Origin of the sequence: Kandleria vitulina DSM 20405 (assembly GCF_000702065.1) — a bacterium.
GTDB classification, from domain to species: Bacteria; Bacillota_I; Bacilli_A; order Erysipelotrichales; family Coprobacillaceae; genus Kandleria; species Kandleria vitulina.
Genome location: NZ_JNKN01000041.1, coordinates 1 through 12,466, shown reverse-complemented (window position 1 = coordinate 12,466; position 12,466 = coordinate 1). Strand labels below are relative to the sequence as shown.

The window sequence follows — 12,466 nt, the reverse complement described above, 5'->3', positions numbered from 1 at the left end:
CGCAAGCAAGTAAGACCCCTCGAAGACGACGAGGTTGATAGACCGGGAGTGCAAGCATGGCGACATGTTCAGCGGACCGGCACTAATAGGTCGAGGACTTGACCGAAGAAGTATGAGAGAGATTCATGTGCGGCTTTGAAGGCTCGGCGGACAATCTGGCGGCGATGGCGCGATGGACACACCCGTACCCATGCCGAACACGGAAGTTAAGCATCGCAGCGGCGACGATAGTCGGAAACGGCAAAAACAGCACGCTGCCAGTCTGTCCGGTCCCCAAGGGGACTCCTTTTTTTTTGCAAAAATTGACCCTTTATACTTTAGGGTGAGCTCTTTCATTATAGTTGTAAAACTGATATAATGACTATTAATGAGCGAGGTGAAACAAATGTCAGGATTGTCCTTATTCACATTCAGCAATATAATTAAAGCCATTCGTGTTCTTATTGATGTAACTGCAGTTTGGGTATTAATATACTTTGCCTTATCCACATTTAAAAACAATAACCGTACAATGCAGCTCTTTAAAGGGCTTATCGTTATCGCATTGGTTAAAATGATGACTAGCTTTTTTGGTTTTACTACTTTAGACGGTATAGTCAATACGGTCTTAACATGGGGAGTACTGGCTATCATAATTATTTTCCAGCCAGAAATCAGAACCCTACTTGAAAAAATGGGACAGACCAATAATGAATTCACAAATTCATTATCGACTGATGATCGTGAGAAGATCATCAATGAATTAGTTAACTGTATTACGTATTTATCAAAAACGCATACAGGTGCTCTTATTACTTTTGAACGAAGACAATCCTTACAGGATTTTATCAATACAGGAATCAAATACGATTCGGAAATAAAGAATGAAGTTCTACAGACTATTTTTTATGAAGGAACACCACTTCATGATGGCGCTACTATAATAAAAAATGATCGTATTGTAGCATCAGCTTGCTTTTATCCTCCTACAAACAAGGATGTTCCTGCACAGTATGGTGCAAGACATAGAGCAGCCATCGGTATTAGTGAAATTACCGATTCATTGACAATCATTGTTTCTGAAGAAACAGGAAATATTTCATTCGTGGCTCACGGTGATTTAAGATTAATCAACCCACGAGAAGTGAGAGCTCAGCTTGTAGCTGAACTTAATTGGTATCATGAGGACGAAGGTGATTTCGATGAATGATAAGAAAGATAAAAGAGTACGTGCTGACTCCAATACAGATTTCTTCTTGAAGATTGTAAAAAAAGAACAGGAAGAAAGAAAAAGTCAGAATGAAAAAAAGGTTGAGCTTGAAGAAAGAAAAACCAAGACTATCAACATTTTCTTTGAAGTATTTAACACAATCAATAAGATGCTTGATCGTATGCTTAACAGCAAGCATTCATTAAGATTCATTTCATTGATTCTCACACTGGTACTGTTCTTTACATTTTCTGGTGGTGATGTATTAACATCTACAACATCAGGAAAGACAATCAAGAATGTTCCCGTAAGAGTTGAAGGTCTCGCTGATGGATATGAAGTATCCGGTTTACCTTCATCCGTTAATGTCGGTTTAATTGGACCTTCATTGGATATCTATACTGAACAAGTAAAAAAGGATTATCAGGTATACGTTAATTTATCTGAATATAAGCAAGGCAATCACACAGTTACATATTCTTATAGAAACTTCTCTAAGAATCTTACTGTTATGATTATGCCAGAAACAGCTTCTATCTCTATTGCACCTAAGGTATTTAAGTCATTTAAGGTAGAACCGAAGTTTATTAATGAAGATAAATTAGATGAACGTTATGCAGTAAGTGTCAATTCACTTTCTAAGGAACGTGTTAATGTTTATGCCAGTAAAGCAACACTCAATAAGATTGATCATATCGTTGCAGAAATAGATGTCGCTAATAGGACAAAAGCATTTACAGCTGAATCTGTTGTGAAGGCTGTAGATTCTAATGGAAAGAAGGTCAATTGTACAATTTCACCAACTAAGATCAAGGCGGAATGTTCAGTTGATACATATTCTAAGGTTGTGGCTGTTAAGCCGCAGTTTACTGGAAATCTGAAGAAAGGATATAAGCTAACTAGTTATGTTCTTTCACCTTCTACAGTGACTATTTATGGATCAAGAAGTGATATTGATGATATCTCCTCTGTTGCTTGTAAGGTAGATATATCAAAATTAGCTGGATCAACTACCATTTCGGGCATTAAGCTTGAAATGAATGATACAATTTCTAAGATGTCAGTGGATAGTATTACGATATCCATGACTATTGAAAAAGAATAAGGAGATTAAAAATGGGAAAGTATTTTGGAACTGATGGGTTTCGTGGAGAAGCCAATGTTGATTTAACTGTTGAACATGCCTATAAAGTCGGAAGATATTTAGGCTGGTATTATGGTAGAAATCATAAGGCAAAGATTGTAATTGGGAAGGATACAAGACGTTCAAGCTACATGTTTGAATATGCTTTAGTTTCAGGGTTAACTGCTTCTGGTGCTGATGCTTATCTTTTACATGTCACAACAACTCCTTCTGTTTCTTATATTGTAAGAACTGATGGTTTTGATTGTGGTATTATGATTTCTGCATCACATAACCCATTCTATGACAATGGATTAAAAGTTATTGATTCAAAAGGTCAGAAACTTAATGCAGAAGTAGAAAATGCGATTGAAAAATATATTGATGGCTTAATGGATGAAATTCCATTTGCAGTAAAAGAAAATATCGGACGTACTGTTGATTACTCTATGGGTAGAAATAGATATATTGGTTACTTGATGAGTATTCCAACACGTGCCTTCAAGGATTTAAAAGTAGGTCTTGATTGTGCTAATGGATCTGCTTCAAGTATTGCTAAAGCTGTATTTGATGCATTAGGTGCTAAGACTTATGTTATCAATAATGAACCAGATGGTACTAACATCAATACAAATTGTGGATCTACACATATTGAAGCTTTACAGTCATTTGTAACTGCTAATGCTTTAGATGTAGGTTTTGCTTATGATGGTGATGCTGATAGATGTTTAGCTGTTGATGAATTTGGTCGTCTTGTAGATGGTGATTTAATCCTTTATGTATGTGGTAAAGAATTAAAACAGAGAGGCGAATTAAATAACAATAAGATTGTTACTACTATCATGAGTAATATCGGTCTTTATAAAGCACTTGATGAAATTGGAATTGGATATGCTAAAACTCAGGTTGGAGATAAGTATGTCTATGAAAATATGGTAGAAGAAAACAATGTCATCGGTGGAGAACAGAGTGGACATATTATCTTCTCTAAACATGCTACAACAGGTGATGGTATTCTTACTTCATTAAAGATTGTAGAAACAATGATTGAAAATAAAAAGACATTAGCTCAGTTGACTGAACCAGTTAAGATCTATCCACAGCTACTTATCAATGTACGTGTTAAAGATAAGAAAGTTGTATTGGATGATCCAGATGTAGCTCAGGCTGTTGAAGATGTCGCTAAAGCACTTGAAGGTGATGGTAGAGCATTAGTTCGTCCTTCAGGTACTGAACCAGTAATCCGTGTAATGGTTGAAGCACCAACTGATGAATTATGTCATGAACATGTTCTTAAGGTTGTTAATAAGATCAAAGAAAAAGGATATGCGGTAGACTAAAATTACATAATTTCACAAAATATTGCTATAACATTATGGCAATATTTTTTATAATAAGAATACGAGGTGACTGCGTATGAAATATTGTATAAATATAATTGATGATGAAAAGAATTTAAATGATCTTGTGAGAACGTATCTTGAAAAAGAAGGGTATGAAGTCCATTCTTTTTACACATATGATGAAGCACATGATCATATTCAAGATGATGTTCACCTTTGGATTGTGGATATCATGCTTGATAAAAACAGTGGTTTTGACTTGTTAAGTGAAATCAAGTCATTAAAACCAGATATGCCAGTTGTTTTCATGAGTGCAAGAGATCAGGAGTTTGATCGTATTATTGGACTTGAAAAAGGAAGTGATGAATATATCACTAAACCATTCAATACCAAAGAGCTTGTGTTGCGTATAGGCAATATTTTAAAGCGTGTCTATAAGAATAAACAGGAACTTACAGAAGTTGATAGTTACTTGATTGATGAGACAAAACGTAAGGTTACTGCTGATGGAAAAGAGATTGAATTAACGACAAAAGAGTATGAATTACTTCTTTACTTTGTTAAAAATAAGGGATTGGCCATCTCTAGAGAACAAGTTTTAACAAAAGTATGGGATGAAAACTATTTTGGTAGTGATCGTGTCGTTGATGATACATTAAGAAGATTAAGAAAGAAGATGCCAAATATTAATATTAAGACAATCTATGGATTTGGCTATAGGCTTGATTAATGAAAAAGAAAATAAATTTTAATATTCTTTCACGTTTTTCCTTGTTAAGTCAGCTTCTCATTGTTTTTGGTTTAGTGCTTATTTCCTTTTTGACAATAGTGATGCCACTTATTCAATATAATGCAAATCACATTATTGAGAATCAGATGTACGATATGCTTGAGAATACTCAAAATGAGCATATTCCCGGGGAAATAAGAAAAGAGAAGAGAAAGAATCGTTTGATTTCTCATCTTTATTATGATGCTGAAAAGAATGAATGGGTTTCTGATTCTTTTGATATTGATTATTCTTTTGCCAATTCTTTATATTATCATGTAATAGGCAATGATCTTGAAGGAATTGTAAAAGATAAAGCGCATAAGACAAGAACTGGTAGTGGTGTCATTGATGGCACAACATATTACTATCGTATTGCTCATCTTACGGAGTCTAACACGGATTATTATCAGATCAGTTTTTTATCTAATGATTATTCTGATAAACTATTAGGAATATTGATGAAACGTGTTATCTACATTCTCTATGCGTTTCTATTGATTATGGCGGTTGTACTTATTTTGTGGGTATTAACATTTATTAAGCCATTAAATAAGATTAAAGAGTACGTCAATAAGATTCCTAGTGGTGAAGAGGGAGAGCTTCATTTAAATAGAAAAGATGAGATTGGTATTGTTGGTGATGCCATTGTACATATGAATGCGGATATCAAGAGACAAGAGAAGGCTAAAGAAGAGATGATTCATAATATCTCCCATGATTTAAAGACACCGATTGCCTTGATTAAATCATATGGTCAAAGTGTAAAAGATGATATCTATCCATATGGAGATAAAGAAAGTTCCATGGATATTATTTTAGAGAATGCGAATAGATTGGAGCATAAAGTAAAGATGCTGCTATACCTTAATCGCTTGGATTATCTTAGCAGTGAAGATAAGAAGCTAGATAGTTTTGTAATGAAAGATCTTATAGTAAAAGATATTGTTCCGATGCAGTCACTAAATGATCTTGATATTGTACTTGATTTAGATGAAAGTACATTTGTAGGTAATCCTGATCATTGGCGTGTCGTTATTGAAAATATTGTGGATAATGCTTCACGTTATGCTAAGTCGGTCATTAAGATTACTGTCAAGGATGGCAATATGACTATCTTCAATGATGGGGAACATATTGATTCCCATCAGATTCAAGATCTCTTTGATCCTTATGTCACAGGGGTAAAGGGACAATTTGGCTTAGGATTATCCATTGTTAAGAAGACATGTCAGATGTACAATTATAATGTTAAAGCATTCAATGAAGAAAATGGTGTGTCTTTCATTTTTACTAAATAAAAAAGTCCGATTAGATCGGACTTTTTATTCGCCTTTGATATAGAATAAAATAAACTGGTAAAAATAGAGACCTGACCAGATTACAAATGTGTGTGCATAGTTGCCAAAGTAGTTATCAAGGGAATCTGGGAAGAATGAGATGGATGTTACATTAAGATTAAATGCAACAATAAATAGAATGATACCTAGAATGCCTGAAAATAGAGCTGTAAGCGGCGTATTGTATAAAGAGGCATGACTGGATATAAAACAGATAAACACTCCTGATAGAACGTATGACAGCATTATGAGAAGCTGTCTAATGACATATTGTGTAGAACTATCGCTTAAGTTAGTTAATAAGATAATAAATAGACTTTGAATAATAATGTATAAAATAGGCCCAAAGAAATAGAGCGCCTTATAGAATTTTTCTTTCATGATATGCTCCTTTCACGTACTTATTATGGGTGATGAATTAACGAAAAGCAAGTATACAAATATGTGATATTCATCTATAATAGAGATGGTGATTTTATGAAAAAGAAACTCATTGTCTTTCTTGCTCTATTGATGGTAGGATGCAGTGCCAGCAAGAAAATAACATTAAAAAAAACAGTGACAATTGAATTCTATTCCATTAGTGAATGTGCACAATGTCAGGTATTTAAGAAGAAGGCACTTCCTTATTTTAAAGAACGTTATGGTAAAAAAGTGATTATCAAGATGTATGATATGGATGAAGAGTCTACAAAACCACATTATGATGAAGCATTAAAGCACCTTCAGGAATGGGATGAAGCATTCTATGGACAAAGTCCTTTTCTTTATGTAAAGAATCATTTTGCTTATCTTGGTTATAATGCAGGAGATGAGGAATGGATTGCCAAGGATATTGAGGCATCATTGAATAAAGAAAAGTTAAGCAAGAGACTAGAAGGACATCGTTTTCTTTATCAGAAATAATTGAAGAGGTAGGAGGAATATAATATGCCAACACCACATAATGAAGCAAAAAAAGGCGATTTCGCCAAAACTGTATTAATGCCAGGAGATCCACTGCGTGCTAAGTTCTTAGCAGAAAATTATCTTGAAGATGTAAGACAGGTCAATGGTGTAAGAGGGATGCTAGGTTACACTGGAACATATAAGGGAAAAGAAGTCTCTATCATGGGTTCAGGTATGGGTATGCCTTCAATTGGTATCTATTCATACGAATTATATACAAATTATGGTGTAGAAAACATTATTCGTATTGGAAGTGCAGGTTCTCTTCAGAAAGATGTACATATTAGAGACGTCATTATCGCACAGGGAGCATGTACAGATTCAGCTTGGGCACATCAGTATGAATTACCAGGAACATTTAGTGCCATTTCTTCATATGATCTATTGGAAGCTGCTGTAAAGGAAGCTAAAGAAAAGAACATTAAATATCATGTAGGTAATGTGATCGCATCTGATCTTTTCTATCACGCAGATGGAGAAGCAGCAATGAGCTGGTGCAAAATGGGTGTATTAGCTGTAGAAATGGAATCATATGCATTATTCTCTACAGCAGCATATCTAGGAAAGAAAGCTTTAACATTGTTGACAATTTCAGATTCATTAGTATCAGATGAACCAGAAACAACTGCTGAAGAAAGAGAAAAGACATTTACTGCCATGATGGAAGTAGCATTGGAGATTGCCTAATGAAAATCAAATGTGCATTCTTTGATTTTGATGATACGATAGCTCATGGCGATACTATTCATAAATTATTGATCTATACTTTCAAGAAACATCCATTATCTTCATGGCGTTATATTAAGACCGCATTCTTTGGCTTAGGACATCTTTTAAAACTAGTTCCTATGGAGAAAGTAAAAACTACGATTCTTTTTCCTTTAGACTTGTTTACTCAAGAGGAACTAAAGGTATTCTATGAAGAAAAAGTTGTTCCAAGCTATTATCCACATATGGTAGAAGAGATGAAAAAAAGAAAAGAAGAAGGCTGTCATGTCTTCTTGGTTACTGCTTCATCTGAAGCTTATATGCATTTTAATAAGCTGCCAATTGATGTTTTAATGGGCACAAAAACAAAAATAATTGATGGAGAATATTCATCAAAGATAATTGGAAAAAACTGTAAAGATGCGAATAAATGCGATCGCATTAATGAGTATCTAAAAGAACATGATTTTGAGATTGATTATGATCATTCATATGGATATTCAGATTCTGATCATGATATTCCCATGTTATCAATGGTGAAAAACAGATATCGCGTATCTAAAAAAGACGGCGCATTATCGCCTTTTATTCCTAAAGAGCAATAGACAAAATTGCTCTTTTCTATTGTTATAAATTATTGTATACTATTTGTTATGAAAAAGAGGTGTACTCAATGAATGTGAGAATGCGTGATACGTATGCAAAAATTAATTTGAAGAACATTAAAGAGAATGTAGATACAATCTATGATAAAGTAAAGAAACCATTAATTGCGATCATTAAAGCAAATGCTTATGGCCATGGTTATAAAGAAGTTGCTTCAGCATTAAAGGATAATAATAAAATTGCTTTATTTGCCGTAGCTACATTAAAAGAAGCAGTAGATTTAAGAGATTTAGGTATTAAGCAGGATATTCTTGTATTAGGAGCAATCCCACTTGAAGATTTATCTATTGCCATTGAGAAAAATATTACTTTACCATTGTTCTCATTTGAATTCTTAAAAGAAATTAATGCTATGCATCATTTTGATGCCCCAGTCAAAGTTCATATCGCTATTGATTCAGGTATGAATAGAATTGGCTTTAAGACTAAAGAGGAATTAGAGAAAGCTTTCTCTTTAATTGATCCTGATAAGGTGAATGTAGAAGGAATTTTCACTCATTTTGCAACTGCAGATGAACCTGATAATGACACTCAGAATGAGTCTTATGAAAAACAGCTTTCATTGTTCAAGAGCATTGTGGGAGATTATAAATTTAAATATGTACATTGTGATAACTCTGCCGCAATGATGTTCCATCATTCTGAATATGGAAACTTAGGAAGAATTGGTATTGCTCTTTATGGTGTAGATCCAAGAGGTGTAGATAATGATGAATTAAAGCAAGCTATGTCTCTTTATACTAAAGTTGCAATGATCAAGAAAGTTCCTAAGGGTGAAAAAATCGGTTATGGAATGACATATACTGCTCAAGAGGATGAACTTATTGCTACATTGCCAATTGGTTATGCAGATGGCTTTATCCGTGCAAACCAGGGCAGAAAAGTATTTATCAATGGTTCATACTATCCAGTAGTTGGTAGAGTGTGCATGGATCAGTGCATGGTTAAAGTTGATGAAAATGTTCATGTACATGATGAAGTAGAAATCTTCGGTGAACATATCTCATTAGCTAAAATGGCTAAAGAGTTAGATACTATTCCTTATGAAATTACATGCTTATTATCATTGAGAGTGGAAAGAGAATATGAAGAATAGAGAAGCTTATATTTCATTAATCAAGAAGCTAGAAATACTTTCATCTATTTTGTTAGTTGTATTTATTGTCTTATCCGTTGTCATGAAATGGGGACTTGCAGGTATTGTATCAGGAATAGTTATCTATATTCTTATTGCAATATATACATATTCAATTATTAAAAAGTGCGCATGTCCATCTTGTGGCAATACAGAAATATTTATTCGTAAAAGAGGAATGATTGTTGGGGTAGAAAAAAGATGCCCTCGCTGTCATAAGAAATTATAGGAGAATCGAAAGATTCTCCTTTTCCATTTTTTACCATATTTTATACATTATTATACGTGAGTTGTATTTTATACTCACATTAAGAGGTGAATAAAATATGAAATACAAAAAATTAACGCTTTCTTTAATAATTATGATGATTTTATCTTTAGGTGGCGTAGCTGCAACGTTAACATATGCTAAGCTATCTAGCTCCAATACAACACAGACAATGAGTGGTGGTACACCACCATCAATGCCTGGCAATAGTCAGTCTAATTCTTCAGATAATACAACACAGAATCAGTCTAATTCTTCAAGTAATATAGCACAAAATCAGACTGATTCATCCAATAAGAATATGATGATTCCTGGTACACAAAGTAGTGGATTAGGTTCAATGCAAGCATTGATAATTGGAGAATGTATATTTGTATTTAGTGCTTCTTCATTAGTTCTTATTGCGACAAAAGCTGGAAAGAAATCAATCAAAGAGGCTTTAAATAAATCTTATAAGGTTGTTATTGTAGTAATCTCAACAGTGTTATTAACAGGAGCGTTGACATATGGAACGGTGATGTGTGCTAACACATATTTATTAGACAGTAAGCAGGTACAATTGCAGGGTAGCGGTACACCGCCAACTATTCCGAGTCAATCACAGTAAAAAAGCTCTTCCTTAATGGAAGAGCTTTACGATGTTATTTTTTAGCAATAACTTCAATTTCAATTAATGCACCAGCAGGAAGTTTAGCAACGCCAACTGCACTTCTTGCAGGATATGGTTCTACAAAGTATGAAGCGTAGATATCATTAACTGTTTTAAAATCATCGATGTTATCAAGGAAACAAGTTGTTTTAACAACATTGGTGAAATTAAGATTCTGACTTTCTAGAAGACCTTTAATATTACGAAGTACCTGGTGTGTCTGTGCTTCGATGCCTTCTGTCATAGTGCCAGTTGATGGATCTAGGCCAATCTGTCCTGAAAAGAAGATAAATTCTCCTGTATCAATTCCTTGTGAATAAGGCCCAATGGCTTGTGGTGCGTTATTTGTCTTAACTGTTTTATTCATAATCTTCGTCTCCTTTACTAGTGAATATCATATCATACTTGATAATGTATGAAAATAGAACAAATGATATCATATTGAAAGGAATTGTTATTTTTGTTAAAATATTTGAGTCGGAGGTAAGCTTCAATGGAATTTATTAAGAAATTTGCAAAAGAAATCAGTGTGTTTGGATTAGTTCTTGTAGTATTTTTAGGTTTGTTTATTTATCGTCAGGCAACTTATGCTACTTATAAGACAGTCAATGCATCAGTTGTAGAAAAGACAATTAAAAATAAAGATGATATGATCCTTGTCGTAGGTCCATCAAGCGATTCTACAGTATCATCTTATCAGAGCGTATTGACTGAATTCGCAACTAAAAACAGAAAATATACTATCTCTTATTTAGATAAGAGCAGTTCTTATTTAAGCAAGACATTCAAGATTGATGCTGCAACACCATGCACATTAATCATCAAGGATGGAAAAGTAAAAGCACATAAATCTGGAGCTTTGCAGTATTATTATCTATTAGATTTTATTAAAGAAAATGCTTAGTTTTCTAGCGAGTCACAAACTCGCTTTTTTGTTTGCACAAAAAAAGAAGAGAATTATCTCTTCTTAATTGTAATACCCATTTTTCTTTCTACTTTAGCTAGTTTCTTTCTAGCCATACGTCTGGCATTTTCAGCACCTTTTTCAAGGATTTCATCAATGTAGTTGCCAGAGACGATTTCCTGATAACGATCCTGAATTTTCTGTAGTTCTTCGCCTACGATTTCTGCAAGATCTTTCTTGAATTCACCATAGCCTTTACCTTCATACATAGCTTCAATTTCAGGGATGGATTTCTTTCCTAAGATTGAATAGATTTCTAGAAGGTTAGAAATACCTGGTTTATTTTCTTTATCATATTTAATAGTGGAATCACTGTCAGTTACGGCTGACATTATTTTTTTCTTAGATACATTAATTGGATCTAGAATATAGATACATCCTTTTCCAGTAGGATCAGATTTACTCATCTTGCTTGTTGGATCCTGAAGACTCATGATACGTCCGCCAACTTTTGGTGTAAGTGGTTCTGGTAATTTAAATGTATCGCTATAGCGACTGTTGAATCTTTCTGCAATATTTCTAGCTAGTTCGACATGCTGCTTCTGATCTTCACCAACTGGAACATAATCTGGATCATACATAAGGATATCAGCGTTCATTAATGATGGATAGTTGAAGATTCCTGCACCGATGGATGCATCTTTTCTTGCTGCTGCTTTTTCTACCTGCATCTTATACTGAGTCATACGAGAAAGTTCTCCCATGTTGACCATACATCCTAAATACCATCCTAGCTGAGCGTGTTCTAATACATCACTCTGTAGGAATAATGTTACTTTTTCTGGATCAAGTCCTGCTGCTAAATAAAGGGCAATAAGATCCTTTGTGTTCTGTCTTAAATCTTTTGGTTTCTGATAGATTGTCATAGAATGAAGATTGGCAATAAAAATAATCATTTCATATTCATTCTGATAGCTGACAAATGGCTTGATAGCGCCAATATAGTTTCCAAGTGTTACACGACCGGTAGGCTTGATGCCACTTAGCATTCTTTTCATAATATTACCTCCAAAAAAAACAGGTAGTGTCAAAAATCTATACCACATAGCACTAATACACTACCCTCAATTTTATCTATATAAACAGTAAAATGATTACTGAGTATATCTTAGTAATCATCTTTTTTCGTATTTAACTAAAAAAGATGAAACAACCTGTGTTATACTTTTAGCGCCAACCAAAATATCACGAAAGGATGTTTCATCATGGAAAGTATAACACATTTAATTAATTCTATTGAATCTTTTTCTAAACAAAATTTTAAGTTCTCTCAGTATTTTCAGGCTTTGAATCTCCTTGGCAAGATTCCTGACACTGTTTCCCATCGTCTGAACAACATTGATGTTATTCATCATCTCGAAGAG

Annotated in this window: 15 protein-coding genes and 2 rRNA genes; 14 read left to right on the top strand and 3 right to left on the bottom strand. The window is 33.9% G+C overall.

What is annotated here, in order from left to right; all coding sequences use genetic code 11:
• From T513_RS0108395 to T513_RS0108365, 7 genes are all read left to right on the top strand, one after another.
• Window positions 1-106, top strand: a 23S ribosomal RNA gene (locus T513_RS0108395); the annotation flags it as partial.
• Between the two features lie 48 nt (window positions 107-154).
• Window positions 155-263: ribosomal RNA gene (rrf, locus tag T513_RS0108390) — 5S ribosomal RNA — on the top strand.
• Between the two features lie 122 nt (window positions 264-385).
• Window positions 386-1,189 (top strand): diadenylate cyclase CdaA, encoded by an 804-nt coding sequence (cdaA, locus tag T513_RS0108385; RefSeq protein ID WP_031589746.1) that lies wholly within the window; start codon window positions 386-388, stop codon window positions 1,187-1,189.
• Window positions 1,182-2,294: a CdaR family protein gene (locus T513_RS0108380; RefSeq protein WP_031589745.1), complete on the top strand. Its 1,113-nt coding sequence runs from the start codon at window positions 1,182-1,184 to the stop codon at window positions 2,292-2,294. The genes cdaA and T513_RS0108380 overlap by 8 nt, the downstream gene beginning before the upstream one ends.
• Before the next feature lie 11 nt (window positions 2,295-2,305).
• Window positions 2,306-3,652 (top strand): phosphoglucosamine mutase, encoded by a 1,347-nt coding sequence (glmM, locus tag T513_RS0108375; protein WP_029071047.1) that lies wholly within the window; start codon window positions 2,306-2,308, stop codon window positions 3,650-3,652.
• 76 nt (window positions 3,653-3,728) lie between these two features.
• Window positions 3,729-4,385, top strand: a complete 657-nt coding sequence (locus tag T513_RS0108370) for a response regulator transcription factor (protein ID WP_029071048.1) — start codon at window positions 3,729-3,731, stop codon at window positions 4,383-4,385.
• On the top strand, window positions 4,385-5,725 hold the full coding sequence (locus tag T513_RS0108365) for a HAMP domain-containing sensor histidine kinase (protein WP_031589744.1): 1,341 nt from the start codon (window positions 4,385-4,387) through the stop codon (window positions 5,723-5,725). The genes T513_RS0108370 and T513_RS0108365 overlap by 1 nt, the downstream gene beginning before the upstream one ends.
• Before the next feature lie 24 nt (window positions 5,726-5,749).
• Here T513_RS0108365 and T513_RS0108360 read toward each other — a convergent pair whose 3' ends face one another.
• Window positions 5,750-6,145 carry a hypothetical protein gene (locus tag T513_RS0108360; RefSeq protein ID WP_029071050.1) on the bottom strand — a complete coding sequence of 132 codons (396 nt, stop codon included), beginning with the start codon at window positions 6,143-6,145 and terminating at the stop codon, window positions 5,750-5,752.
• A 96-nt stretch (window positions 6,146-6,241) separates the two neighbouring features.
• On the opposite strand from T513_RS0108360, the gene T513_RS0108355 reads away from it, so the two are divergent.
• The 6 genes from T513_RS0108355 (at window position 6,242) to T513_RS0108330 (ending at window position 10,096) form a co-directional block, all read left to right on the top strand.
• Window positions 6,242-6,670: a hypothetical protein gene (locus T513_RS0108355; protein ID WP_029071051.1), complete on the top strand. Its 429-nt coding sequence runs from the start codon at window positions 6,242-6,244 to the stop codon at window positions 6,668-6,670.
• Between the two features lie 24 nt (window positions 6,671-6,694).
• Complete coding sequence (deoD, locus tag T513_RS0108350) at window positions 6,695-7,399, top strand: purine-nucleoside phosphorylase (RefSeq protein ID WP_029071052.1); 705 nt, start codon at window positions 6,695-6,697, stop codon at window positions 7,397-7,399.
• Complete coding sequence (locus T513_RS0108345; RefSeq protein WP_029071053.1) at window positions 7,399-8,025, top strand: HAD family hydrolase; 627 nt, start codon at window positions 7,399-7,401, stop codon at window positions 8,023-8,025. Before deoD ends, T513_RS0108345 begins: the two co-directional genes overlap by 1 nt.
• A gap of 68 nt (window positions 8,026-8,093) precedes the next feature.
• Window positions 8,094-9,182 (top strand): alanine racemase, encoded by a 1,089-nt coding sequence (gene alr / locus T513_RS0108340; RefSeq protein ID WP_029071054.1) that lies wholly within the window; start codon window positions 8,094-8,096, stop codon window positions 9,180-9,182.
• Entirely contained in the window at window positions 9,172-9,450 is a 279-nt protein-coding gene (locus tag T513_RS0108335) for a hypothetical protein (protein WP_029071055.1), read from the top strand. Before alr ends, T513_RS0108335 begins: the two co-directional genes overlap by 11 nt.
• 97 nt (window positions 9,451-9,547) lie before the next feature.
• Window positions 9,548-10,096, top strand: coding sequence for a hypothetical protein (locus T513_RS0108330; protein ID WP_031589743.1), 549 nt, complete (start codon window positions 9,548-9,550; stop codon window positions 10,094-10,096).
• A gap of 34 nt (window positions 10,097-10,130) precedes the next feature.
• Here T513_RS0108330 and T513_RS0108325 read toward each other — a convergent pair whose 3' ends face one another.
• Window positions 10,131-10,505, bottom strand: coding sequence for a RidA family protein (locus T513_RS0108325; RefSeq protein WP_031589742.1), 375 nt, complete (start codon window positions 10,503-10,505; stop codon window positions 10,131-10,133).
• 126 nt (window positions 10,506-10,631) lie between these two features.
• On the opposite strand from T513_RS0108325, the gene T513_RS0108320 reads away from it, so the two are divergent.
• Window positions 10,632-11,042 (top strand): thioredoxin domain-containing protein, encoded by a 411-nt coding sequence (locus T513_RS0108320; RefSeq protein WP_031589741.1) that lies wholly within the window; start codon window positions 10,632-10,634, stop codon window positions 11,040-11,042.
• Between the two features lie 53 nt (window positions 11,043-11,095).
• Here T513_RS0108320 and trpS read toward each other — a convergent pair whose 3' ends face one another.
• Window positions 11,096-12,100 (bottom strand): tryptophan--tRNA ligase, encoded by a 1,005-nt coding sequence (gene trpS / locus T513_RS0108315; protein WP_031589739.1) that lies wholly within the window; start codon window positions 12,098-12,100, stop codon window positions 11,096-11,098.
• Window positions 12,101-12,466: the final 366 nt, after the last annotated feature.